We start from the raw sequence: 24,382 nt of genomic DNA on the forward strand, positions 1-24,382 counted from the left end.
GGGGGCGCCCCCCCCCCGACCCCGGTTCACGCCGTGACTCAGGCCGGGGCTCCGGCCAGCGTGGCCTCCTTCTCGTCGGGGCGGGACGCCGCCTCGTCGTCGTGCTCGTCGACCATGGTGGCCTCGTCGAACGGGTCGTTGCCGCTCAGCACCGCGGTCGCCCGCTCCCGGTCGAACTCGCCGGTCCAGGTTCCCACCAGCACTGTCGCCACCGCGTTGCCGGCGAAGTTGGTCAGCGCCCGTGCCTCCGACATGAACCTGTCGATGCCGACGATCAGCCCGACCCCGTCGACGAGGTCCGGCCGGTGCGACTGGAGGCCACCGGCCAGCGTGGCCAGCCCGGCACCGGTGACCCCGGCGGCACCCTTCGACGCGATGATCATGAACAGCAGCAGCGAGATCTGCTCGCCGATGGCCAGCGGCTTGCCCAGCGCGTCGGCGATGAACAGCGACGCCATGGTCAGGTAGATCGCCGTACCGTCCAGGTTGAACGAGTAGCCGGTCGGCACAGTGATGCCGACGACCGGCTTGCTCACACCGAAGTGCTCCATCTTGGCAATCAGCCGTGGCAGCGCCGACTCCGACGACGAGGTCGACAGGATCAGCAGGAACTCCCGGCCCAGGTAACGCAGCAGCGAGAAGATCGAGATCCGGGCCACGAACCACAGCAGCGCGCCCAGGAACACCAGCACGAAGATCAGACAGGTGGCGTAGAAGCCCACCATGATCTGGGCGAGGCTCTTGAGGGCGTCCACGCCGGTCGCGCCGACCACGGCGGCCATCGCGCCGAACGCACCGATCGGCGCCAGCCACATGATCATGGCGAGGACCTTGAAGACGACCCGCTGGATGACGGTGATGGCGCTGAGCACCGGCTCACCCCGCCGGCCCATGGCCTGGACGGCGAAGCCGACCAGCAGGGCGACCAGCAGCGTCTGGAGCACCTTGCCCTCGGTGAGCGAGGAGAGCAGCGTCGTCGGGATGATCCCGAGCAGGAAGTCGTCCGTCCCGGCGGCCTCGTCACCGGCGGCGGCCTTGCCGGAGCCGACGAGGTCCGGGCCGAGGTTCAGGCCCGAGCCGGGGTGGATGAGGTTGCCGACGACCAGGCCGATGGCGAGCGCGACTGTCGACATGGTCAGGAAGTAGCCGAGGGCCAGGCCGCCGACCTTGCCGACCTTCGCGGCCTGCCGGACGGAGCCGACGCCGAGCACGATGGTGCAGAAGATGACCGGGCTGATCATCATCTTGATCAGGTTGACGAAGCCGGTGCCGATCGGCTTCAGTTCCTTGCCGAAATCGGGGGCGACCAGGCCGACCACGATGCCGGCGACCACGGCCACGATGACGGCCACATACAGGTAACGGGTACGGTCCCGGCGGACCGCCGGTGCCGGGTTGGTGGCGGATGCGGTGGTGTCCATGTCGACAATGTGAACCGCGTCTCACCCGTTGACAGCCTTGCGGTCATTCTGTTCACCGCGATGGCGAAACGGCGGCGCGAGGAGGGAGGTGGTGGAGGTGGCCCGACGCCAGTGGAGCATCGCGGGGCAACTCTTCGCCCTCCAGGCGATGGTGGTGACGCTGCTCGTGCTGGCCGGCGCGGCGGGCGCCGTCTGGCTGGCCCGCAGCGACTCCCGCCAGGCCGCGCAGGAGGAGGTGCTCGCGGTGGCGCAGACCGTGGCGGGCTCCCCCGACGTCCGCGCGGCCCTCGCGACCGCCGACCCCGCGAGGGTCCTCCAGCCGTACGCCGAATCGACCCGGAAGGCCACGGGCACCGACTTCGTGGTGGTGATGGCCCCCGACCGCACCCGTTTCTCGCATCCGACCCAGGACCGGATCGGCGAACCGTTCGTCGGCGAGATCGGGCCCGCTCTGACGGGCCGCGCGTTCACCACCACCAATGTCGGGACGCTCGGCGAGTCGGTGCGCGCTGTCGTTCCGGTGTACGACGAGCAGCGACACCTCGTCGGTCTGGTCTCGGTGGGCATCACCACCCGCGAGATCGACAAGAAGCTGCTCGGCCAGTTGCCGGTGCTGTTCGGTGTGGTCGCGCCGGCTCTGGCGCTCGCCGCGACGGGCTCCTGGCTGCTCAGCCGCCGGCTCCGTCGCCAGACGCACGGTCTGGGGCCGGCCCAGATGACCCGGATGTACGAGTACTACGACGCCGTCCTGCACTCGGTGCGTGAAGGTCTCGTCGTGCTGACCACCGATCGCCGGGTGGCGTTGGTGAACGACGAGGGCCGCCGGCTGTTGGGGCTCGACGCGGACGCGCCGGTGATCGACCAGCCGGTGGCCGGGATCGACCTGCCGCCCGCGGCGGCCGAGCTGCTCGACTCCGGGCGCGACGCCCGCGACGAGCCGATCGTCGCCGGTGACCGGGTGCTCGTCGCCAACCAGCGGACCACCCGCTTCGAGGGCGCGGTGCTCGGCACCGTGCTGACCCTGCGCGACCAGACCGAGCTGCGCACCCTGGCCAGTGAGCTGGATTCGGTGCGCGCGTTGACCGAGGCGTTGCAGGCGCAGACCCACGAGTCGGCCAACCGGTTGCACACAGTGCTGACCCTTGTCGAGTTGGGCCGCGCCGACGAGGCCGTCCGGCTCGGCACCCGGGACCTGGCCCTCGCCCAACAGCTGACCGACCGGGTGGTCGGCGCGGTGACCGAGCCGGCGTTGGCCGCACTGCTGCTCGGCAAGTCCGCACAGGCCGGCGAGCGCGGGGTGGATCTGGTCATCGAACCGGACTGCCGCCTCGACGACAGTCCGCTGCCGACCGGCGACCTGCTCACAGTGGTCGGCAACCTGGTCGACAACGCCCTGGAGGCGGTGGCCGGTACGCCGGCGCCGCGCCGGGTGCGGGTCTTCGTCGGCGCTACCGACGACGAACTGGTGGTCCAGGTGGCAGACAGCGGTCCCGGGCTGGCACCGGAGCGGGTCGCCGACGCGTTCCGGCGCGGCTGGTCCACCAAGAGCACCGGCCGGGGCCTCGGCTTGGCGCTGGTCGGGCAGGTGGTACGCCGGCACGGCGGCAGCGCCGAGGTCTGTCGCTCGGACGACGGCGGCAGCCTGTTCACCGTCCGGCTGCCGGGCAGGATCGAGCGGTCATGACCGCCATCCGGGTGCTGGTCGTCGAGGACGAGCCGCTACTGGCCGAGGCGCACAGCGCGTACACCGAGCGGGTTCCGGGCTTCGTGGTGGTCGGGGTGGCGCACACCGCGCGGGCGGCGATGGCGGCCCTGCGCGCCAACGACGGCGGCGACGTGGACCTCGTACTCCTTGATTTTCGGCTGCCCGACCTGCACGGCCTGGACGTCTGCCGGGCGCTGCGCGCGGCCGGCAGCAGCGTCGACGTGCTCGCGGTGACGTCCGCGCGGGACCTGGCGGTGGTGCGCACCGCGGTGTCTCTCGGGGTGACCCACTACCTGCTCAAGCCGTTCACGTTCGCCGCGTTCCGCGACAAGCTGGAGCGGTACGCCGACTACCGCGCCCAGGCGCTCGCCGACGGCGAGGTCGCCGCCCAGCACGAGGTGGACCAGATGTTCGCAACTCTGCGCGGCACCGCCGGGCACAGCCTGCCCAAGGGACTCGACGCGCAGACCCTCGATCGGGTACGCGCCGCGCTCACCGACGGCACCCGCGCGGAGGTCGGGCTGTCCGCGACCGAGGTGAGCGCGCTGACCGGCATTTCCCGGGTGACCGCCCGCCGCTACCTGGAGTACCTGGTGACTGTCGACCGGGCCGCCCGCACCCCGCGCTACGGCACCCCCGGCCGCCCCGAGGTCGAGTACCGCCCCCGCTGAGCGGGGCGTAACTCCGCCCCGAAACCAGCCGAGAGGTGCCACTCATCGATGCAGGAAGTGGGAGAATCGACGGCGACCCGATACGTCTCCGTGCCCGCCTGGCCGGTAAGACCCTCTGCATCACCTTCGTGACGCTCGGAGAGCTGACCAAGTGGACAGCGCTCCGAAGCTGAGGGCCGCGCAAGCTGGCCGACCTCGCGCAGTGGCGCTCGGGGATCGTGCTGCTTCCCTTCGACGAGGCGGTGGCGGTGACCTGGGGGCACCTCCAGGCGCGGGCTCAGCACCGGGGACGCCCCCGACCGACCAACGACTCCTGGATCGCAGCTTGCTGCCTGGTCGACCGGCTGCCGCTGGCGACTTTCAACGGCAAAGATTTCGCCGACTTCGCCGAGTACGACGGGCTACGTCTCTTCGACGTCTCCTAGCTTTGGCAGCTCCGAGTGTGGCTGCCCGATACTGCGAAACGGTGGCCGGCCGGGAACGCGGTGGCGGCGCGGAGATCCGTTGTTAGACTCGGCGGAGTTGGGTTGGCGATACTTCCAGGGAGACCAGACATGGCGGGTGACGACGACATCTCCGGGTGAGACCGGATGTGTTCGGCCATTGGTTCGGCGCGCCTCCTGCGCAGCCGCCGTGGCCATTTTGTCGTTCCACCGGTTCCCGTTGTCGTCGGGCGGCTGAGGCGCGCCCACCCCACCCTTTGAGGTCACTCGCATGTCTGATGCGTTCATTGTCTGCTCGAACCTGTCCTTCTCCTGGCCGGACGACACCCCGGTCTTCTCGGAGCTGTCCTTCACCGTTCCCGGCGGTCGCACCGGCCTGGTCGCGCCCAACGGCGCCGGCAAGAGCACCCTGCTGCGGCTGATCGCCGGAGAGCTGCGACCCAGCGGCGGCAGCGTCACAGTCGACGGTGTGCTCGGCTACCTCCCGCAGACGCTGCCGCTGGCCGGCGACCTGAGCGTGGCGCAGGTGCTGGGCGTGGCTGAGCGGATCGCGGCACTGCACGCCATCGAGGCCGGCGACGCCAGCGAGGAGCACTTCGCCACCATCGGCGACGACTGGGACATCGAGGAGCGCACCCGCTCGGAGCTGGACCGGCTCGGCCTGGGTGAGCTGTCGCTCGACCGCCGGCTGCACACCCTCAGCGGCGGCCAGGTGGTCTCCCTCGGCCTGGCGGCACAACTGCTGCGCCGCCCGGACGTGCTGCTGCTCGACGAGCCGACGAACAACCTGGACCTGGAGGCCCGGCACAAGCTCTACGACGTGCTCACCGAGTGGTCCGGATGTCTGCTGCTGGTCAGCCACGACCGGGAACTGCTCGACCGGATGGACCGCATCGCCGAGCTGGACCAGGGCGAGATCCGCTGGTACGGGGGCAACTTCACCGCGTACACCGAGGCGGTGCAGGCGGCGCGGGAGGTGGCCGAGAGCAACCTGCGCAACGCCGAGCAGGAGGTCAAGCGGGAGAAACGGGAGATGCAGCAGGCCCGGGAGCGGGCCGACCGGCGGGCCAGCAACGCCTCCAAGAACCTGAAGAACGCCGGCCTGGCCCGGATCGTCGCCGGTGGGCTCAAGCGCAGCGCGCAGGAGTCGGCGGGCAAGGCGCAGGAGACGCACTCGTCCCGGCTCGGTCAGGCCAAGGCCCGACTCGACGAGGCCGGCCGGGCGGTACGCGACGAGGACCGGATCGTCGTGGACCTGCCCGACACCACCGTCCCGGGCGGGCGCACGGTCTTCTCCGGCCACGGGATGCGGGCCCACTTCGACGACCGGGAGCTGTTCGGCGGCGACGGCGCCGACCTGGTGATCAGGGGGCCGGAACGGATCGCCCTGACCGGGGCGAACGGCGTCGGCAAGTCGACCCTGCTGCGCCTGGTCAACGGTGACCTGCAACCGTCCGGCGGTGAGCTGAAGCGCGGCGAGGGGCGGATCGCGTACCTGTCGCAACGGCTGGACCTGCTGGACCTCGACCGCACGGTGGCGGAGAACTTCGCCGCCTACGCGCCGAGCCTGCCGGACGCCAAGCGGATGAACCTGCTCGCCCGGTTCCTGTTCCGGGGCGCCCGGGTGAACCTGCCGGTCGGGGTGCTCTCCGGCGGTGAACGCCTGCGCGCCACCCTCGCCTGTGTGCTCTGCGCCGAGCCGGCGCCGCAACTGCTGCTGCTCGACGAGCCGACGAACAACCTGGACCTGGTCAGCGTGGGTCAGCTGGAGAGCGCGCTGTCGGCGTACCAGGGGGCGTTCGTGGTGGTCAGCCACGACGAACGGTTCCTCGCCGAGATCGGCGTGCAGCGTTGGTTACGGTTGGCCGACGGACAGTTGCGGGAGATCAGCGCCCCCGAGCGGGGCTGAGCCCGGCGGTCCGGCCGGCGCCGGCCGGCCGGACCGATGCCGGCTCAGCTCACGTTGGCCGGGCCGAGGACGCTCTTCAGGTCACCCATCAGCGCGGTCGTGGCCGCCACCCGGAACGGGCCCAGCCGCAGGGTGGTGGTGCGCCCGCCGTTCTGGAGTTTGACGTGCACCTCGGTGTCGCCGGGGTGCAGCACCAGGGTTTCCTTGAGTTTCTCCACCAGCGGTGGTGTGCAGCGGTGCACCGGGATGGTCAGGGTGACCGGCTTGTTGGTGGCGCTGGTGCTGACGTCCGGCATGGACATGTCCATCGCCATGATCCGCGGGGTGTCGTCGCGGCGGTCCACCCGACCCTTGACCACCACGATGGCGTCCTCGGCGATGTACTGCCCGATCACCTCGTAGGTGTTGGGGAAGAACAGCGTCTCCACCCCACCGGCCAGGTCCTCCAGGGTGGCCGACGCCCAGGCCCGGCCCTGCTTGGTGACCCGGCGCTGCACCCCGGACAGGATGCCGGCGAGGGTGACGACCGCCCCGTCGGGCACCCCGCCCTCCTCGGCCAGGGACGCGATGGTGGTGTCGGCTGCCGCGTTGAGGATGTGCTCCAAGCCGAAGAGCGGGTGGTCGGAGACGTACAGGCCGAGCATCTCCCGCTCGAAGGCCAGCTTGTCGCGCTTGTCCCACTCGCTGTCGCCGATGGTCGGCATCACAGTGGTGCTGCCGGTGTCGGCGTCACCGAAGCCGGCGCCGAACAGGTCGTACTGGCCGACGGCCTCCTTGCGCTTGACGTCGGCGTACGCGTCGATCGCGTCGGCGTGCACCGCGAGCAGGCCCTTGCGGGGGTGGTCCAGGGAGTCGAACGCACCCGCCTTGATCAGCGATTCGATGGTCTTCTTGTTGCAGACCACGGCGTCCACCTTGGACAGGAAGTCGTAGAAGTCGGCGTACTCGCCCTTCTCCTCCCGGCAGCGCATGATCGAGGCGACCACGTTCGCCCCGACGTTGCGGACGGCGGCGAGGCCGAAGCGGATGTCCTTGCCGACCGGGGTGAACGGCCCGGCCGAGGTGTTCACGTCCGGCGGCAGCACCTGGATGCGCATCCGGCGACACTCGGCCAGGTAGAGCGCCATCTTGTCCTTGTCGTCGCCGACGCTGGTCAGCAACCCGGCCATGTACTCGGCCGGGTAGTGCGCCTTCAGGTACGCCGTCCAGTAGGAGACCAGGCCGTACGCGGCGGAGTGCGCCTTGTTGAAGGCGTACCCGGCGAACGGCACCAGGACGTCCCACACCGCCTGGATCGCCTCGTCGGAGTAGCCGCGCTCGCGGCAGCCGTCCCGGAACGGGATGAACTCCTTGTCGAGGATCTCCTTCTTCTTCTTACCCATGGCCCGGCGCAGCAGGTCCGCCTGACCGAGGGTGTAGCCGGCGAGGATCTGCGCGGCCCGCTGCACCTGCTCCTGGTAGACGATCAGGCCGTGGGTGGGCGCCAGGATCTCCCGCAGCGGCTCCTCCAGCTCCGGGTGGATCGGCGTGATCTCCTGGAGGCCGTTCTTGCGCAGCGCGTAGTTGGTGTGCGAGTCGACGCCCATCGGGCCGGGTCGATACAGGGCCAGGACGGCGGAGATGTCCTCGAAGTTGTCCGGCTTCATCAACCGCAGCAGGGACCGCATCGGCCCACCGTCGAGCTGGAACACGCCCAGGGTGTCACCGCGGGCCAGCAGCTCGTACGCGGCCTTGTCGTCCAGCGGCAGGCCCAGCAGGTCGAGCTTCCGGCCGTGGTTCAGCTCGATGTTCTTGACCGCGTCGTCAATGATCGTCAGGTTGCGCAGGCCGAGGAAGTCCATCTTCAGCAGCCCGAGCGACTCGCAGGTCGGATAGTCGAACTGCGTGATGATCGCCCCGTCGGCGTCGCGGCGCGTCAACGGGATGTGCTCGATGATCGGCTCGGCGGACATGATGACGCCGGCGGCGTGCACACCGGTCTGCCGGATCAGCCCCTCGATGCCCTTGGCCGTGTCGATCACCTTGCGGACGTCCGGGTCGGAGTCGTACAGGCCGCGGATCTCGCCCGCCTCGGCGTAGCGGGGGTGCTTGTTGTCGAAGATGCCGGTGAGCGGGATGTCCTTGCCCATCACCGCCGGCGGCATGGCCTTGGTGATCCGGTCGCCGACCGCGTACGGGAAGCCGAGGACCCGGGCCGAGTCCTTGATCGCGGCCTTCGCCTTGATCGTGCCGAAGGTGGCGATCTGGGCGACCTTGTCCTCGCCCCACTTGTCGGTGACGTACTTGATCACCTCGCCGCGCCGACGCTCGTCGAAGTCGATGTCGACATCCGGCATCGAGACCCGCTCGGGGTTGAGGAACCGCTCGAAGATCAGACCGTGCTGGATCGGGTCCAGGTCGGTGATGCCCAGCGCGTACGCGACGAGCGACCCGGCGGCCGAACCACGGCCCGGACCCACGGCGATGCCCTGGTTCTTCGCCCACTGGATGAAGTCGGCGACCACGAGGAAGTAGGACGGGAAGCCCATCTGGTTGATGACGCCCAGCTCGTACTCGGCCTGGACGACGTGCCCCTCCGGGATGCCGTTCGGATAGCGGCGGGCCAGGCCGGCGAAGGTCTCCTTGCGGAACCAGGACTCCTCGGTCTCCCCCTCGGGCACCGGGAAGCGCGGCATCAGGTTGTGGAACTCGAACATGCCCTTCGGGTCGACCTTCTCGGCCACCAGCAGGGTGTTGCGGCAGCCTTCCTGCCACAGCTCGGACGAGTCCACAGCGCGCATCTGGTCGGCGCTCTTGATGAAGTAGCCGCCGCCCTCGAACCGGAACCGGTTGGGGTCGTCGATGTTGCTGCCGGTCTGCACGCAGAGCAGCACGTCGTGGGCGGTGGCCTGCGCCTCGTGGGTGTAGTGGGAGTCGTTTGTGACCACCGGCGGGATGTCCAGCTTGCGGGCGATCTCGGTGAGCCCTTCACGGACCCGGCTCTCGATGGAGAGGCCGTGATCCATGATCTCCAGGAAGTAGTTGTCCTTGCCGAAGATGTCCTGGTAGCTGGCGGCGACCTTGAGGGCCTCGTCGAACTGGCCCAGCCGTAGCCGGGTCTGCACCGCGCCGGACGGGCAGCCGGTGGTGGCCATGATCCCCTCGGCGTGCTCGGCGATCAGCTCCATGTCCATCCGGGGCCACTTGACGTAGTGCCCCTCCATGGAGGCGCGCGAGTTGAGGGTGAAGAGGTTCTTCAGGCCCTGCGCGTTCTTCGCCCACATGGTCTTGTGGGTGATCGCACCGTTACCGGAGATGTCGTCGCTCTTCTGCTCCGGGCGACCCCACTTGACCCGTGCCTTGTGATAGCGCGACTCCGGCGCCACGTACGCCTCGACGCCCAGGATCGGGGTGATCCCGGCGGCCATCGCCTGGTTGTAGAAGTCGTTCGCGCCGTGCATGTTGCCGTGGTCGGTGATCGCCACAGCGGACATGCCCAGCCGCTTGGCCTCGGCGAACAGGTCCTTCAGTCGGGCCGCTCCGTCGAGCATCGAGTACTCGGTGTGCACGTGCAGATGCGCGAACGAATCAGCCATGCGTGGCGCCCCCCGGCGGTGTGGATCTTGTTGGTCGGAGCCGACCGGGACCTACCCTACCGAGGTGATCTCCGGTGCTCCACCGTCCGCGCCGAGGGTGGCCCTCGTCTCCTGATCCTCCCCGCGTGCGCCTAGTCTCGGAGGATGGCGAGGTACTACGACGTACACCCGGAGAACCCACAGCCCCGGGTCATCGGGCAGGTCGCCGACCTGATCCGCAGCGGTGGGCTGGTCGCCTACCCGACGGACTCCTGCTATGCGCTCGGCACCCAACTGGGCAACCAGGACGGGCTGGACCGGATCCGGCAGATCCGACATCTCGACGATCGGCACCACTTCACGCTGGTCTGCCACGACTTCGCCCAGCTCGGCCAGTTCGTGCAGATCAGCAACTCCGTCTTCCGCCTGGTCAAGGCGTCCACTCCGGGCAGCTACACGTTCATCCTGCCGGCCACCAAGGAGGTGCCCCGCCGGATGCTGCACCCGAAGAAGCGGACCGTCGGCGTGCGGGTGCCCCGGCACACAGTCACCCAGGCGCTGCTGGCCGAGCTGGCCGAGCCGCTGGTGTCCAGCACGCTGGTCCTACCCGGCGACGAGGAGCCGATGACCCAGGGCTGGGAGATCAAGGAACGGCTCGACCACCAGCTCGACGCGGTGCTCGACGCCGGCGACTGCGGCAAGGAGCCGACGACCGTGATCGACCTGTCCGGGCCCGAACCGGAGATCCTGCGCCGGGGCGCCGGGGACGTGTCCCGCTTCGACTAGCGGGTCGGGTGCCGGACCGTACGGGGGCACGCGGGCCGCACCGGTCGTACGCTCAGGGATCGGCACCGGCGAGCATTGGACATCCGGCATGCCCGACGCGGACGACATCGACGCCCTGGCCCGGTCCGCCGCGCACGGCGACCCGGCCGCGCTGAACTCCCTGCTGGTCGCGGTGCGCCCGGAGGTGCTGCGACTGTGCGCCCGATTCCTGCCTAGCCGGGAGGACGCCGAAGAAGCCTGCCAGGACACCTTGCTGGCGCTGGCCGGCGGCATCACCCGGTTCGAGGGGCGTTCCTCGTTCCGCACCTGGCTGCACCGGCTGACCGCCAACCGGGCCCGTTCCACGTACCGCACGCTGCGCCGCCGCTGCCGGCTGGAGGCCGAGGGCGTACCGCTGCCCGACCAGGCCGACCCCCGACGGACCAGCGTGGTCGCCGGCACCCGCCTCGACCTGCTCGACGCCTTCGACTCGGTCCACCCCGACCTCGCCGAGGTGGTCGCCCTGCGCGACGTCCTGGGGCTGAGCTACCCGGAGATCGCCGCCCTGCTCGACGTGCCGCTGGGCACTGTGAAGTCCCGGTTGCACCTGGCCCGGCGGCAGGTCCGGCAACGGCTCGGGGCGGAATGAGCCGCCCGTCGTTCCGCCGGGTCGTCGTCGTCCTCGCGGCCACCGTGGGCGTCGCCGCCTGCGGCGCCGACGCCGTCTCGCCCCTGCCCGTCCAACCGCCCGGCCCGAGCCTCTCGACCCCGACACCCACCACGATCGCCACGATCCCCGCGCCCGGCACGCCCTCCGCGTCGCCGTCCCGACCGCCACCGACCAGCGCGCGCCCGGCCGCGCCACCGCCCGCACCCACCAGGACAAGGGGTACGCCCCGACCGACTCCCCCGCCGACCGACGCCACGCCGGCCTGTCAGGGCGCGGTGCGCTACGACCTGCCGCTCGCCGAGACCGAGATGGAGCTGCTGAAATCGCTCTGCTTCGCCACCGGTGCGGTGCTGCGCATCCAGGGCATCGGGCCGGGGCTCGTCACAGTGGACCGCCCCGACCTGGTGTCGCAGCACTACGAGGCGGGCGTGGTGGACATCCGCTTCGTCCGGCCCGGCACGGTCGCCGTGACGATCCCCAAGGACGGCCGGGAGCACACCATCACCGTTGTGGTCCGCTAGCCGCGCCTAGCGCAGGCGCACCCCGGCGAGCAGGGTGTCCACGAAGGCGGGCCCGCTGTCCGCTGGCGGGACGATCTGCGCGTACACCAGGGCGGGCCGGCCGGGGTGCAGAGCGGCCGACTCGGTGATCTGCGGCCGACCCCGCTCGCAGCGGTACGCCACCACTGTCCACTCGACGCCGGCCTGCCGGGTGACCCGGGCCGGCGCGGGCGTGCAGTCGCCGTGCGTGCGCTCGGCCAGGAACCCGGCGGGCGTGGCACGGGCCGCCGTGCTGGCGGAGAGACCCACGAAAGCCCCGGGCAGGCGAGGGTCGGCCGCCCAGCGGCGGGGTTGCGGCGACATCACCAGCGCCGGTTCGGGTTCGCCGTCGGCACCGTACTGACCGGCCCAGGTGGCACCCGTGGCGGACCAGCCGGGCGGCAGCGTCACGGTCAGCGGCCCGGTCGTGTACGTGCCGCCGACCGGCCGGGCCGACCCGGCACCATCCGGCTCGGCGCCCGTCACACCCACCGCGGCGACGGCCACCACAGCGGCCGCGACGCGCCGCAACCGGTACGGGCGGCCCGGCCGAGGTTGGCGCCGCACCGGACCGGCCGCCGTCGCCGGTCCCCCCGGGCCGCTCCCGCCGGTCGACGCGACCGGCCGGCCCGCCGGGCCACTCGCGCGATTCAGGGCGGCGTGCAGGGTCGCGGCGTCGGGGTAGCGGTCGGCCGGACGGTGGGCGGTGGCCCGAACGAGCACCGCCGCGACCGCCGCAGGTACGTCGTCCCGAAGTCGGATCTCCGGGGGATGCCGAGGCGGGTCGGGTCTGGTCCGGTTCGCGCCCGACGGGTCGGCGGCCAACAGTCGGATGCCGAGCCGGCCGAGCCCGTACACGTCGGCGCGGGTGTCGACCACCGCGCCCGGATCATCCTGCTCGGGGGCCATGTAGCCCGGGGTGCCGGCCCGGGCGGTCAGCCCGGAGGCGGCGGCGAGCGCCTTGGCGAGGCCGAGGTCGGCGATCAGCACCTGTTCCGCGCCGCCGGGGCCGACGGAGCGGAACAGGATGTTGCCCGGGGTGAGATCACGGTGCACGACGCCGTGGCGGTGCAGCACGGCGACCCCGGCGCAGACCTCGCCGAGCAGCCGCAACGCCGTCGGCGCGGGGATCTCGCCAGTGGCCAACCGGTCCCGCAGGCTGCCCCCGTCCGCCCAGGCCAGGACCGCGTACGGGCGGCCGTCGGGCAGCTCACCGACGGCGTGCACCCGGATCAGCCGCTCGTGCTCCAACCGGCGCAGCAACCGGGCCTCGTCCAGGAAGCGTTCCCGCACCCGCAGGTCGTGGCTCCAGTTCTCGGCCAGCACCTTGATCGCCACGTGCGCGTCGAGCGCCCGATCGTAGCCCAGCCAGACCGTCGCGAACGAACCGACGCCGAGCAGTCGCTCGACGGCGTAGGGCCCGATCCGCAGTGGAGCCGTCACCATGTCACCCCCGGCCAGCACGGTCGGTCGGCGTTCGTCTGCACAGTAGACCCGGCCGGTCGGAATTCCGACGAACCGTTGGCCCTGGCGCGGTGACTAAGAGGGCAGGAGACCCATCACCGAAGGAGCCACCATGAACCGTCCCGCGATCCTCCTCACCACCGCCGCGTTGGCGCTCGGCACGCTCGTACCGGCGACCGTCGCCGGCTCGGCGGCGGCAGCGCCAGTGGCCGGCGGCGTCGCGTCCGCCTCGGCCCGCGGTCCGCTCGCCGTCGCCGCCGGGCACACCCACCCGCAGGTGCTCAGCGTCGGTGGCGTCGGCGTGTACCGCATCGGTGCCAGCCTGGCGTCGCTCACCACGAACGGGCACCTCGACTGGACCGTGCCGACCTGCGGCGGGGTGGTGCACGCCGGCGCGGCCGGATCCTGGGCGGGCGTGATCCTGCTGGCCTTCCGCGACGGGCGACTGGTGGAGGTCGGTACGGCGACGGTGCCGCCACGGTCCCCCGCCGGTGCGACTGTCGGCATGTCCTTCGACGAGCTGGAGGCGATCTACGGCTGGCGGGGGTCGCTGATCCGCAACGACGCGGGGGACGCCGAGGCGTACCTGGTCCGGGCGGGGTCGCGGGTGGAGCTGTTCACCGGTCACCCGATCCGGCCGGGGGTCGGCTACTTCCAGGTCGGCCCGGCAAGCTTCGTCGAGCGGAACTTCCGGCAGGGCGTGTCCTGCTGACTTTTCCCAGGTGCGGGGCGTCCGGTGTCGGCCGGGCGCCCCGTCCGTCGTATCGGCCCGAACGGAGGTTGGGCGGACACGATGATGTCGGCGTAGACAACACTGTGTGCCACACAGTATGGTGTGACACATGGTTAGCGAGGACGTTCTACGGACGCACCTGCAGGAGTTGCGTCGAGGCACCGTCGTGGTGGCCAGCCTGGTCGCGCTACGCCGACCGGACTACGGCTACGCACTGCTGCAACGGCTCAGCGACCACGGCTTCCCGGTCGACGCCAACACCCTCTACCCGCTGCTGCGCCGCCTGGAGGACCAGGGGCTGCTGACCAGCGAGTGGAACACCGAAGAGAGCCGACCGCGCAAGTTCTACCGGACCAGCGACGAGGGCGAGTCGATGCTGAACCGGCTCCTCGACGACCTCGCCGCCGTGCAGACCTCCATCACCGGGCTGATCCAAGGAGTGGACCGATGAACACCCTGACCGACCGCTACCTCGCCGCCACCCTGCGATCGGTGCCCACCCAGCGCCGAGACGAGATCGCCAACGAGCTGCGGGCCTCCATCGAAGACATGATCGACGACCGCACCGGCGGCGGCGCGGACCCGGCAGCGGCCGAGCGGGAGGTGCTCACCGAGCTGGGCAATCCGGACGTGCTGGCCGCCCGGTACGCCGACCGCCGGCTGCAGCTCATCGGCCCGACCTACTACCTGCTCTGGCTGCGACTGCTGAAGCTGCTGCTCAGCTTCATCCCGGCGCTGGTCGGCACGGTCGTCACCGTGGTCGAGGCGGCCGAAGGAAAGGGTTTCGGGGCCATCGGGCCGGGCGTCGTCGCGGCCATGCAGGTGGCCGTGCAGATCGCCTTCTGGCTCACCCTGACGTTCGCCATTCTCGAGCGCACCCAGACGGCCGTGGACGTGCCGGAGTGGACGGTGGACCAGCTGCCCGACGCACCGGTGCGACGAGGCATCCCCCTCGCCGACACCATCGCATCGGTGATCATGCTGGTGCTGACCATCGCGTACCTGCCGCTCCAGCACTACCACTCCTGGGTGCGTGGCACCGACGGCGAGAACATTCCGATCCTCGACCCGGCGCTCTGGTCGTTCTGGCTGCCGGCGTTGATCGTGGTCCTCGCCGCCAGCGCTGTGGTCGAGATCGTCAAGTACCGGATCGCGCACTGGACCTGGACGATCTTCGGCATCAGGGCGGTGCTCAGCCTGGCGTTCGCGGTGCCGCTGATGTGGTTGGCGCTCTCCGATCGACTGCTCAACCCGGCCCTCGGCGAGCGGTTCAGCTGGCTGGCGGAGGCGGACAACCGGGACTCCCTCGGCCTGGCCATCGCGGTGGGCGCCGCCGCGATCGTGGTCTGGGACCTGGTCGACACCGCAGTGAAGACCCGGCGGCAGACCGCGTGAGTGATCCCCGACCCGACGGCCCGGCGCGTACCCCGCGCCGGGCCGTCGCCCGTCGTGGTGACCGCGGCGGCCCGCCCGGTTGGAGGGCCTGGTGGGCGGCGTGGCATCGTTCCCGGATGACAGTGGCACCGCGACCGGAATGGCGTCGTCCGGGTCCAACGGCCGAGCAGCGCCGAAACGACCTCTGGATCGGCTTGGGGATGACCGGGCTGGCGTTGGTCAGTCTGACCCTGGCCCGCAGCACCGGCGCGTTCCTGCTGGGCCCACCGCCGTCCGGGCCGGAGCAGCTGTTCTGGACCGTCGCGGTGACCCTCCCGCTCATCTGGCGACGACGCCGGCCGACCGCGACAGTGCTGGTCGTCGCGGTGGCGTTCATCGCCGCGCAGGCCCGCTCGGCCCCGGAGAGCCAGTTCTCCTCCTGGGCCCTGTTCTGCGCCCTCTACACCGTCGGCGCCTGGGGGCAGGACCGCCAGCTGTCCCGCCGGCTGCGGATCGGCGTGATCGCCACGATGTTCGCCTGGCTCGGGCTCTACTACGCGGTGATGATCGACCACATTCCGGCGGACACCTTCGCCGACGCGGTCGGGCCGGTGCCACCGGTGCTCGCCGCGATGGTCAACGGTGTGCTGCTCAACGTGCTGGTCTTCGGTTTCGCGTACTTCTTCGGCGAGACCGCGTGGGTGGCCGCGCGCCGCGAGCACGAGCTGCGCGCCCAGGCCGAGGACCTGCGCCGGTCGCAGGCCGAGGCCCGGGAACGGGCGGTGCTCGGCGAACGGGTCCGGATCGCCCGCGAGCTGCACGACGTGGTCGCCCACCACGTGTCGGTGATGGGCGTGCAGGCATCCGCCTGCCGCCGGGTGTTCGACCGCGACCCGGGCAAGGCCCGCACGGCGCTGACCGCCATCGAGCAGAGCGCCCGCACCGCCGTCGACGAGCTGCGTCGGATGCTCGGCGTGCTGCGGACCTCCGCCGGCACCGACGCCGCGCCGCCGACGGCCGGCGGCGTCGAACGGATCGACGAGTTGGTCGAGCGGGCTCGGGCCGCCGGGCTGACGGCCACCCTCGGGGTGTACGGCGACCCGGTCGCGTTGCCCGAATCGGTGTCCCAGACGGCCTACCGGGTGACGCAGGAGGCGGTGACCAACACCCTCAAGCACGCCGAGGCGGCCCTGCTGGACGTGCGGGTCCGGTACCTGGCCCGGGAGGTGGAGGTCGACGTGACCGACGACGGGCGCGGCGGCGGCCGGGCCGACACCGTCGGGTTGGGCCTGATCGGCATGCGCGAACGGGTCACCGCCCACGACGGCGACCTGGAGGCCGGGCCGCGGGCCGGCGGCGGCTGGCGGGTGCGCGCCCGCTTCCCCCTCGCGGCGTCGGCGGACCGACCGGTGGGCGCACAGCGGGAGCCGAGCGGCAGGCAGCAGGCGGCGACCGGCGCGGAGCCGTCGGCATGAGCGCGGCAGCCCAGCAGGCACCCGACACCGGGCCGACGGTGCGGGTGCTGCTCGCCGACGACCAGCACCTCGTCCGTACCGGCTTCCGGGTCATCCTGGAGGTGGAGGACGACATCGAGGTGGTCGGTGAGGCCGCCGACGGCGAACGGGCCGTCACCATGACCCGGGCCACCCGCCCCGACGTCGTACTCATGGATGTGGAGATGCCCGGGATGGACGGCCTGGAGGCCACCCGGCAGATCGTCGCCGACGGCCCCGGGGCGCCCGCGGTGCTGATCCTCACCACCTTCGACCGCGACGACTACCTGTTCGCCGCGCTGCGGGCCGGGGCCAGCGGCTTCCTGCTCAAGAACGGCACGCCGGAGGAGCTGGTCGAGGCGATCCGGGTGCTGGCCAGGGGCGACGGTCTGCTCGCCCCGGAGATCACCCGCCGAGTGATCTCCTCCTTCGCCCGCCCCGGCGACCCGTCGGGCACCGCTCACCGGGGTCCGGACGCCGAGGCCGCGCTGGCCGAGCTGACCCCGCGCGAACGGGAGGTGCTGATGCTGCTCGCCGCCGGGTCGAGCAACGCGGAGATCGCCTCGGCCATCCACCTGGGCGAGGCGACGGTGAAGACGCACGTGAGTCGGGTACTGGCCAAGCTCGGCCTGCGCGACCGGGTACAGGCCGTGGTGTTCGCGTACGAGAACGGGGTGGTCCGCCCCGGCGGGTGACGGCGTCCGCCGCGAGGTGGACCCGCCCGCTCACCCGCCGGGCGGACGGCGCGGCGGCGTCATCCATCTAGCGTGAGTGCGTGACCAGAACGCTTCGCCTCGACGGCGTCGACCGCAGCTTCGGCGACCGTCAGGTGCTCAGGAACGTGTCCTTCGAGGTGTCGGCCGGCCGGATGACCGGTTTCGTGGGTGCCAACGGCGCCGGCAAGACCACCACCATGCGGATCATCCTGGGTGTGCTCGCCCCCGACGCCGGCGAGGTGAGCTGGGGTGGCGCCACCCTGACCCGGCAGGACCGTCGGCGCTTCGGCTACATGCCGGAGGAGCGGGGCCTCTACCCCAAGATGACCACCCGCGAGCAGGTGACCTACCTGGGCCGGCTGCACGGGCTGGACGCCGCCGCGGCACGACGTTCCACCGACGCGCTGCTGGACCGGGTCGGGCTCGGCGAGCGCGCCGACGACCTGCTGGAGACGCTGTCGCTGGGCAATCAGCAGCGCGCCCAGATCGCCGCCGCGCTGGTGCACGACCCTGAGGTGCTGGTGCTCGACGAGCCGTTCTCCGGCCTCGACCCGCTCGCCGTGGAGACCGTCGTGGCAGTGCTGCGGGAACGGGCCTCGGCCGGGGCGCCGGTGCTCTTCTCCAGTCACCAGCTCGACGTCGTGGAGCGCCTCTGCGACGACCTGGTGATCATCGGGGACGGGGTGATCCGGGCCGCCGGCAGCCGGCAGCAGCTGCGTGACTCGTACACGGTGCCCCGCTTCGAGCTGGTCGTCGAGCACGACGCCGGCTGGGTACGCGACCACCCCGGGGTGACACTTGTCGAGTTGGACGGTGCGCGGGTGGTCTTCGACCTGCCGGCCGGCACCGACGAACAGCCAGTGCTGCGGGCCGCCCTCGCGCGCGGCCCGGTCCGCGCCTTCCGCCCGGTCAGCCCCTCGCTCACCGAGATCTTCCGAGAGGTCACCCAGTGAACGTCACCCAGGCCACCCGGCTGGTCGCCGAACGCGAGATCCGGGTCAAGCTGCGCGACCGCACCTTCCTGTTCGGCACGCTGTTCTTCCTGTTGATCGCCGCGGCCGGCACCATCCTGCCGCCACTGTTCTCCGGCGGGCCGTCCACAGTGGCCGTAACCGAGAGCTTGGCCGCGCCGCTGCGCGCCGCCGGGCTGGAAGTCCGGGTCGTCCCCCACGACCGGGCCGCCGAGCGGGCCGTCCGCGACGACGACGTGGACGCCGCGGTGGTCACCGGACCGGCCGTCCTGGCCATGGACGACGCCCCCGACGACGTGGTGAAGGCCCTGAGCACCCAACCGACCGTCCGCCTGCTCGACCCGGACGCGGTGGACCCGGTGGTGGCGTTCCTGGTGCCGTTCGTCTTCGCGTTCGTCTTCTTCATCACCTCGCAGACGTTCGGTGTGCAGATCGCGCAGAGCGTCATCGAGGAGAAGCAGACCCGGATCGTGGAGATCCTGGTCGCCGCCGTGCCGGTTCGGGCCCTGCTGGCCGGAAAGGTGGTGGCCGGGGCAATCCTGGCGTTCGCGCAGATCGCCCTGATCGCGGTGGTGGCGGTGCTCGGGCTGCAACTCGGTGACAGCGGAGGTCTGCTCAGCCTACTCGCCCCGGCGATCGGCTGGTTCGTACCGTTCTTCCTGATCGGTTTCGTGCTGCTCGCCGCCATGTGGGCCGCGGCCGGCGCGCTGGCCAACCGGCAGGAGGACATCGCCGCCGTCTCGACGCCGGTGCAGCTCGCCGTCATGCTGCCGTTCCTCGCGGTGATCTTCCTGAACGACAACGCCACAGCGATGCGGGTGCTGTCCTACCTGCCGTTCTCGTCGCCCACGGCCATGCCGTTGCGGCTCTTCACCGGCGACGCGGCCGGCTGGGAGCCGATCGTCTCACTGGTCCTCCTGGTGCTCGCCGCCGGCGCGTTCCTCCTCGCCGGTGCCCGGGTGTACGAGGGGTCGCTCCTGCGCACCAACGGCCGGACCTCGCTGCGCACCGCCTGGCGGGAGCGGGAGACCATCGGCTGAGTCAGCGGTCCGCCCGCGCGGGCGTCGGTGTCCTGATCGGATGCCGGCGCCCGCTGCCGTACGGCACGGTTCCGAGCGCTGTTCGGTGGCCGTGAACAGCGCGAACACTCCTACGTTGAGCCGATCCTCACGGCGACGACCTGGTCGTCGCCGGTTCCCGGACCGGAAAGGCTCTCGATGTCCCCACCGATCAACGCACGGCAACTGCGCCGTCTGCTCAGCGTCGTGCTCGCGGTCGCCCTCGCCAGCACCCTCACCGCCCTCGTCCGCCCCGCCCCGGCCGCCGCCGCCCCGGGCGACCTCATCCTCAACGGCACGTTCGACAACGGCAGCAGCCAGCCCTGGTGGACGCGGCTCGCCTCGACCAGCACCACTGTCAACGCCGGGCAACTGCGCGTCCGCACCAGCGCCACGGTGGGCAAGCCCGTCTGGGAGGACCTGGTCGGTCACTTCGAGTTCGGGGTGACGGCCGCGCAGCCGTACCGGTTGCAGTTCGACGCCGCGGCCGACGTCAGCCGTTCCCTGCGCGTCTCGGTCTCCCGCGCTACGCCGCGCAGTTCCAGTGGCCGAAGTCGCCGGTACGAGACCAGACCTCCCGCGCCGTCCTGATGTTCCAGGCCGCGTCCAGCGCCGTCTGTCGGTCGACGCCGAACCGGGACACCTCCATGTCGCTGAACTGGAACAACCCCCAGCGCCGCGATCCGTCCTCGACGACCTCCACCCGGTACGGGTCCAGCCCGGACAGGCAGCGCGCCACCTGCACCGCCCCGGCCGGGTCCTCGGGGAACGTCCGCCGCAGATGTTTGCCGATCCGGTCCTCCGACCAGGTGGCGGGCACCTTGCGATCGCCCGCCAACTCGTCGAGCAACCGCTCGTCCGCGGTGCCACTGACCGGCAGGCCGTCAAACGCCTGGAACACCATCACCCGGCTGGTGGTGTCCGGGCCGAACCAGCCGTCGACCGGCACTGTGAGTCCGTCGGCCACCAGGTGCTCCTGGAGGCTCAGCACGCAGGGGCCGTACATGCCCTGGCGTAGCACCTCCGGGCAGCCGACTGTCGGCGAGCCGTCCACTGTGGGAGGGGCGAGAGGTCGCAGCGCACCGGTCGCCCCGACCGTCAGGACGCCGAGCACCGCCAGCAGCGCCAGCCGAAGCCAGCGACGGGCCGGCCAGGGCGCTTCGGGTAGCGGCGGAACCGAGCCGACGCTGGGGCGGATGGTCGCCGAGACGGTAGTGGACGGGCCGGCAGGGGTCGGTGCCGCCGCACTGTCCCCTCGACCCTGCTCGCCGAGGCGGGCCTCGAGGTCCCGCCGTGTCTCCAGCCACCTGTCGACCTCGACCGTCGGGGTGCCGCAGGCGGCCAGCAGCGCGACGACTGTGCGTTCCCGGGGCAGGGTCGTCCGCCCCAGCATCGTCGCGAGGGTGCTCGGCGGCAGCCAGTGTCCGGCCGCCGAGGCTCGCCGGGCGAGCTCCCGATAGGTCAGACCGGAACGCCGCCGCACCTCCCTGAGCAACGCCACGTACTCCCCCGCCGTGGCCGCCTGCGGGACCGGATCCCGGACAGCGTCATCCATCGAATCTCCCCGTGTCATTGGTGTGGTCGAGCCCGAACCCGTGCCGGCGCGAGCCCGTCGGCCGTACACCGGTCAGCGGCGCGGCCATCGAGAAAAGACGCTAGGTAACCCGGTCGGCCAGGACAATGCCCTGGTCGCCGCGTTGGGCTGTCCGGGCAGCTCAGGGCATCATGTCCGGGTCTTGTCCGACCATCTCGGACAGTCACCGGGACCCCCGTTGCCCTCATGTCCGCGGTGTCTGGAGAATCGAGCGATGACCACGGGGGAGCTACGCCCGGACGACGCGTCCGACCCGGCCGAGTTCGTCGAGATGCTGCGCCAGCTCAAGGACCGGTCGGGGCTCACCTACCGGCAACTGGAGCAGCGTGCCGCGTCGACGGGTGACGTGCTGGCCCGCAGCACCGCGGCGGACATCCTGCGCCGGTCCACACTGCCGCGCCCCGAGGTGGTGGCCGCGTTCGTGCGCGCGTGCGGTGCGGGAGATCAGGTCGAGACGTGGCTACGGGCCCGGCACCGCCTCGCGGCGGGTCAGTTGGCCCCGCTGTCCCCGGCAGCGGATTCACCGCCGGTCGACCCGGTCACGACAGTGGCCCCGGAGCACTCCGACCCGGCCCGCCCGCGCTGGTTCGCGCGGCCCGCGCCGCTGGCGCTCCTCGTCGTCGCCGCCCTGCTGGCCACGCTCGGCGTGGGCTTCTGGGTCGAGCGCCGCTACGACGAACAAACGCGATCCACCGAGCCGACCGCGTCGGCGGCCGGCGGTGCCCGTTTCCCGAGCGCCGGGCGCAGCGAGATCCGCCCCGTCCGCAGCGCGCACCTCTGCCTCACCGAGGGTCGCGATCGCACCGGCCAGTACACCAAGGAGATAGCGGTCCAGCGGCCCTGCACGGAGGCCACCCCACCGGACACCTCGCTGGAACCGGTGGCCGACGGCATGTTCTTCATCCACTGGGTCCACCCGGTGCTCGGGAAGGGCTGCCTCACCATCCGCGAGGAGGATCCCGGCCGGGACCTGCTCGAACCCTGGAACGAAAAGGATTGCAGCGCGAACAGGTCGAAGCAGGTGTTCCACTTCGAACCGGCCGGGGCGACACCGGGCGCGTACCGCATCCGGCCCGACCGCAGCGAGCTGTGCGTCGGCCTGCGCGACGACGACAGCGCCGTGTCCGACGCGGCGCTGGTCGAGCCGTGCACCGGCGGCCCAGATCAGGTGTTCCTGGTCAACGCGCTGCCCGGGAACTGACGTCGGCGCCGCTCAGCGCGCGGGTGGCACCCGATCCCAGCCGGCGGGCAGCGGGGGCGCCGTCCAGGCGGAGTCGGGCTGCCAGGTGGCCCACGACGGGTCCCACCAGCGCTCACCCCCGTCGAGCAGGCCGGCGATCCGGTCACCCTCGGCCTGGATGGCGTCTCCAATGCCCGGGTAGCGCCCCTCGACGAGGCGCTGGGCGAACATCTCCACGTCCTTCCAGACGTACCGGTCGGCGTCCGCGGCCCACCACAGGTCCAGCTCGTGGTCAAGGGTGTCCACCCCGATCGGGGTACGCCGCACCGGGTCCTGAAGGTTGAAGTACCAGCCGGCGAAGTCGCGCCCCGGCCCGGTCCAGAACACGTCGATCGAGTGCGCCTCACCGGGACGTTGCAGCATCAGCTTGCCGTGCCCGGACCAGGAGCGGTGCCCGGCCGCCTCCCACGGGTGCCGCCCGCAGGGGAAGTCGCCGGTGTCCGGGAAGCCGAACTCGGCCCCCGGCGGGAGGTAGAGGGCGAGCAGGTCGGGCGAGTCCTCGACGCAGATCGTCGGACAGCCGAACCAGACCTCACCCCGCAGCACCTCACGCCGTACCACTGTGTCGCCAGGCGCAAACCGCTCCACCACCCCGCACCCCCTCGCTCGCCGCCCAGCCCAACCCCAACCCCGCCGCGATCTTGCACTTGCTGTTGGGGTTGGGGCGGGGACAGGGTCAGGCGTCGACCGCCGCCATCACGTCGTCGCTGACGTCGAAGTTGGCGTAGACGTTCTGGACGTCGTCGCAGTCCTCCAGGACGTCGATCAGCTTGAAGATCTTGCGCGCGCCCTCTTCGTCCAGCGGCACGTTGACGCTGGGGATCAGGGAGGACTCGGCCGACTCGTACTCGATGCCGGCGTCCTGCAACGCCGTGCGCACCGGGATGAGGTCGGTCGGCTCGGAGACCACCTCGTACGCCTCGCCGAGGTCGTTGACCTCTTCGGCGCCGGCGTCGAGGACGGCCAGCATCACGTCGTCCTCGCTGGTGCCCTCCTTGGGGACGATCACCACGCCCTTGCGGGAGAACATGTACGACACCGAGCCGGCGTCGGCGAGCGAGCCGCCGTTGCGGGTCAGCGCGGTCCGTACCTCGGTCGCCGCGCGGTTGCGGTTGTCGGTGAGGCACTCGATGAGCATGGCCACGCCGCTCGGGCCGTACCCCTCATACATGATCGTCTGCCAGTCGGCGCCGCCGGCCTCCAGGCCGGAGCCACGCTTGACGGCGCGGTCGATGTTGTCGTTCGGCACCGAACTCTTCTTCGCCTTCTGGATGGCGTCGAAGAGCGTCGGATTGCCGGTGGGGTCGCCGCCGCCGATCCGCGCGGCCACCTCGACGTTCTTGATCAGCTTGGCGAACATCTTGCCGCGCTTGGCGTCGATGACGGCCTTCTTGTGCTTGGTCGTCGCCCACTTTGAGTGGCCGGACATCTTCTACCTCCGTTGCTACCCGCCGTCTGCATCGACCGCACCGCTCACGCCCCGCTCCCACCGGCGCACGCGGAGGTGCCGGTCAGCTCTGGTGGAAGCCGTGGCGGGCAGATGGCCCTGCCGAATCTCCGCAATCCTACCGACGTCCCCCGGGTCCCTGTCATGCACCGCGCACGGCAGTACCGCCCGGCCTCGACGGACAAGGGCAGACAGGACAAAACCCCTCGGGTCCGGCCACTACCGCGGCGAGCATCATGGACAGCCCGGCGCGGTCGCCCGCCGTTCAGCGGACGGCGCGGACCAGGTCCACGAAGTACGCGTGCACCCGCAGGTCACCGGTGAGTTCCGGGTGGAACGAGGTGGCCACCAGGTTGCCCTGTCGCACCGCCACGATCCGGTCGGCGGCCGGACCGTCGGACACCACCCCGATGACCTCGACGCCGGCACCGACCCGCTCGACCCACGGCGCGCGAATGAACACCGCGTGGAACGGCTCGCCCGGCACCCCGACGACGGGGGCGGTACCGGTGTTCGAGGCGGTGTTTTCGGGCACGGGTCATCGCTCCTTGGACATGCTCTGGGGGTGGCAGCGAAAATGCTACGCGCGGTCCAACGCCGTACCGACAGCCAATC

22 protein-coding genes and 1 pseudogene are annotated in these 24,382 nt (G+C 71.3%); 16 read left to right on the forward strand and 7 right to left on the reverse strand.

The features are described 5' to 3' along the window. Positions 1–38: 38 nt before the first annotated feature. Complete coding sequence (locus KBX08_RS28680) at positions 39–1,421, reverse strand: cation:dicarboxylate symporter family transporter (RefSeq protein ID WP_210786437.1); 1,383 nt, start codon at positions 1,419–1,421, stop codon at positions 39–41. Positions 1,422–1,518: 97 nt separating this feature from the next. Here KBX08_RS28680 and KBX08_RS28685 point away from each other — a divergent pair, with 97 nt between their 5' ends. From KBX08_RS28685 to abc-f, 4 genes are all read left to right on the forward strand, one after another. Continuing rightward, positions 1,519–3,105 (forward strand): sensor histidine kinase, encoded by a 1,587-nt coding sequence (locus tag KBX08_RS28685; RefSeq protein WP_210786438.1) that lies wholly within the window; start codon positions 1,519–1,521, stop codon positions 3,103–3,105. After that, positions 3,102–3,797, forward strand: coding sequence for a response regulator (locus KBX08_RS28690; RefSeq protein WP_210786439.1), 696 nt, complete (start codon positions 3,102–3,104; stop codon positions 3,795–3,797). Before KBX08_RS28685 ends, KBX08_RS28690 begins: the two co-directional genes overlap by 4 nt. Before the next feature lie 185 nt (positions 3,798–3,982). Then, the gene (locus KBX08_RS34120) at positions 3,983–4,222 is read left to right on the forward strand and encodes a PIN domain-containing protein (RefSeq protein ID WP_282102937.1); all 240 of its coding nucleotides are present in this window, start codon (positions 3,983–3,985) and stop codon (positions 4,220–4,222) included. 289 nt (positions 4,223–4,511) lie between these two features. Next, entirely contained in the window at positions 4,512–6,149 is a 1,638-nt protein-coding gene (gene abc-f / locus KBX08_RS28700) for a ribosomal protection-like ABC-F family protein (protein ID WP_210786440.1), read from the forward strand. A 44-nt stretch (positions 6,150–6,193) separates the two neighbouring features. Here abc-f and dnaE read toward each other — a convergent pair whose 3' ends face one another. Further along, the gene (gene dnaE / locus KBX08_RS28705) at positions 6,194–9,724 is read right to left on the reverse strand and encodes a DNA polymerase III subunit alpha (RefSeq protein WP_210786441.1); all 3,531 of its coding nucleotides are present in this window, start codon (positions 9,722–9,724) and stop codon (positions 6,194–6,196) included. Positions 9,725–9,868: 144 nt separating this feature from the next. On the opposite strand from dnaE, the gene KBX08_RS28710 reads away from it, so the two are divergent. The 3 genes from KBX08_RS28710 (at position 9,869) to KBX08_RS28720 (ending at position 11,659) form a co-directional block, all read left to right on the forward strand. After that, on the forward strand, positions 9,869–10,489 hold the full coding sequence (locus tag KBX08_RS28710) for an L-threonylcarbamoyladenylate synthase (protein ID WP_210786442.1): 621 nt from the start codon (positions 9,869–9,871) through the stop codon (positions 10,487–10,489). A gap of 88 nt (positions 10,490–10,577) precedes the next feature. Continuing rightward, a complete protein-coding gene (locus tag KBX08_RS28715) occupies positions 10,578–11,117 on the forward strand; it encodes an RNA polymerase sigma factor (RefSeq protein WP_210786443.1) in 540 nt (179 codons plus the stop codon). Further along, positions 11,114–11,659, forward strand: coding sequence for a hypothetical protein (locus KBX08_RS28720; protein ID WP_210786444.1), 546 nt, complete (start codon positions 11,114–11,116; stop codon positions 11,657–11,659). The genes KBX08_RS28715 and KBX08_RS28720 overlap by 4 nt, the downstream gene beginning before the upstream one ends. A gap of 6 nt (positions 11,660–11,665) precedes the next feature. Here the strand turns inward: KBX08_RS28720 and KBX08_RS28725 are convergent, their stop codons facing one another. Then, entirely contained in the window at positions 11,666–13,120 is a 1,455-nt protein-coding gene (locus tag KBX08_RS28725; RefSeq protein ID WP_374101971.1) for a serine/threonine-protein kinase, read from the reverse strand. Between the two features lie 133 nt (positions 13,121–13,253). Here KBX08_RS28725 and KBX08_RS28730 point away from each other — a divergent pair, with 133 nt between their 5' ends. The 8 genes from KBX08_RS28730 to KBX08_RS28765 all read left to right on the forward strand — a co-directional run bounded on the left by KBX08_RS28730 (position 13,254) and on the right by KBX08_RS28765 (position 20,077). Continuing rightward, positions 13,254–13,853, forward strand: coding sequence for a hypothetical protein (locus tag KBX08_RS28730; RefSeq protein ID WP_210786446.1), 600 nt, complete (start codon positions 13,254–13,256; stop codon positions 13,851–13,853). 130 nt (positions 13,854–13,983) lie between these two features. Beyond that, positions 13,984–14,325, forward strand: a complete 342-nt coding sequence (locus tag KBX08_RS28735) for a PadR family transcriptional regulator (RefSeq protein WP_091401756.1) — start codon at positions 13,984–13,986, stop codon at positions 14,323–14,325. After that, a complete protein-coding gene (locus KBX08_RS28740) occupies positions 14,322–15,269 on the forward strand; it encodes a permease prefix domain 1-containing protein (RefSeq protein WP_210786447.1) in 948 nt (315 codons plus the stop codon). Before KBX08_RS28735 ends, KBX08_RS28740 begins: the two co-directional genes overlap by 4 nt. 116 nt (positions 15,270–15,385) lie before the next feature. Continuing rightward, positions 15,386–16,723, forward strand: a complete 1,338-nt coding sequence (locus KBX08_RS28745; RefSeq protein WP_210786448.1) for a sensor histidine kinase — start codon at positions 15,386–15,388, stop codon at positions 16,721–16,723. Next, a complete protein-coding gene (locus KBX08_RS28750; protein WP_210786449.1) occupies positions 16,720–17,436 on the forward strand; it encodes a response regulator transcription factor in 717 nt (238 codons plus the stop codon). Before KBX08_RS28745 ends, KBX08_RS28750 begins: the two co-directional genes overlap by 4 nt. An 80-nt stretch (positions 17,437–17,516) precedes the next feature. After that, positions 17,517–18,410 (forward strand): ABC transporter ATP-binding protein, encoded by an 894-nt coding sequence (locus KBX08_RS28755; protein ID WP_210786450.1) that lies wholly within the window; start codon positions 17,517–17,519, stop codon positions 18,408–18,410. Next, positions 18,407–19,468: an ABC transporter permease gene (locus KBX08_RS28760; RefSeq protein ID WP_210786451.1), complete on the forward strand. Its 1,062-nt coding sequence runs from the start codon at positions 18,407–18,409 to the stop codon at positions 19,466–19,468. The genes KBX08_RS28755 and KBX08_RS28760 overlap by 4 nt, the downstream gene beginning before the upstream one ends. A gap of 177 nt (positions 19,469–19,645) precedes the next feature. After that, a complete protein-coding gene (locus KBX08_RS28765) occupies positions 19,646–20,077 on the forward strand; it encodes a carbohydrate binding domain-containing protein (protein ID WP_210786452.1) in 432 nt (143 codons plus the stop codon). Here KBX08_RS28765 and KBX08_RS28770 read toward each other — a convergent pair. Then, positions 20,013–21,041, reverse strand: a complete 1,029-nt coding sequence (locus KBX08_RS28770) for a peptidoglycan-binding protein (RefSeq protein ID WP_210786453.1) — start codon at positions 21,039–21,041, stop codon at positions 20,013–20,015. The two genes, KBX08_RS28765 and KBX08_RS28770, sit on opposite strands and share 65 nt — an antisense overlap. Before the next feature lie 253 nt (positions 21,042–21,294). Between KBX08_RS28770 and KBX08_RS28775 the strand changes: the two genes are divergently transcribed. Next, positions 21,295–22,281, forward strand: coding sequence for a helix-turn-helix domain-containing protein (locus KBX08_RS28775; protein ID WP_210786454.1), 987 nt, complete (start codon positions 21,295–21,297; stop codon positions 22,279–22,281). Positions 22,282–22,293: 12 nt separating this feature from the next. On the opposite strand, the gene KBX08_RS28780 is transcribed toward KBX08_RS28775, so the two are convergent. From KBX08_RS28780 to KBX08_RS28790, 3 genes and pseudogenes are all read right to left on the reverse strand, one after another. Next, the gene (locus tag KBX08_RS28780; RefSeq protein WP_210786455.1) at positions 22,294–22,908 is read right to left on the reverse strand and encodes a DUF402 domain-containing protein; all 615 of its coding nucleotides are present in this window, start codon (positions 22,906–22,908) and stop codon (positions 22,294–22,296) included. A gap of 88 nt (positions 22,909–22,996) precedes the next feature. Continuing rightward, entirely contained in the window at positions 22,997–23,749 is a 753-nt protein-coding gene (locus KBX08_RS28785) for a YebC/PmpR family DNA-binding transcriptional regulator (RefSeq protein ID WP_112583375.1), read from the reverse strand. Between the two features lie 283 nt (positions 23,750–24,032). Continuing rightward, positions 24,033–24,269: pseudogene (locus tag KBX08_RS28790) on the reverse strand (pyridoxal 5'-phosphate synthase glutaminase subunit PdxT); the annotation flags it as partial. Positions 24,270–24,382: the final 113 nt, after the last annotated feature.

The organism is Micromonospora sp. H61 (assembly GCF_018070325.1).
Taxonomy (GTDB): Bacteria; Actinomycetota; Actinomycetes; order Mycobacteriales; family Micromonosporaceae; genus Micromonospora; species Micromonospora salmantinae.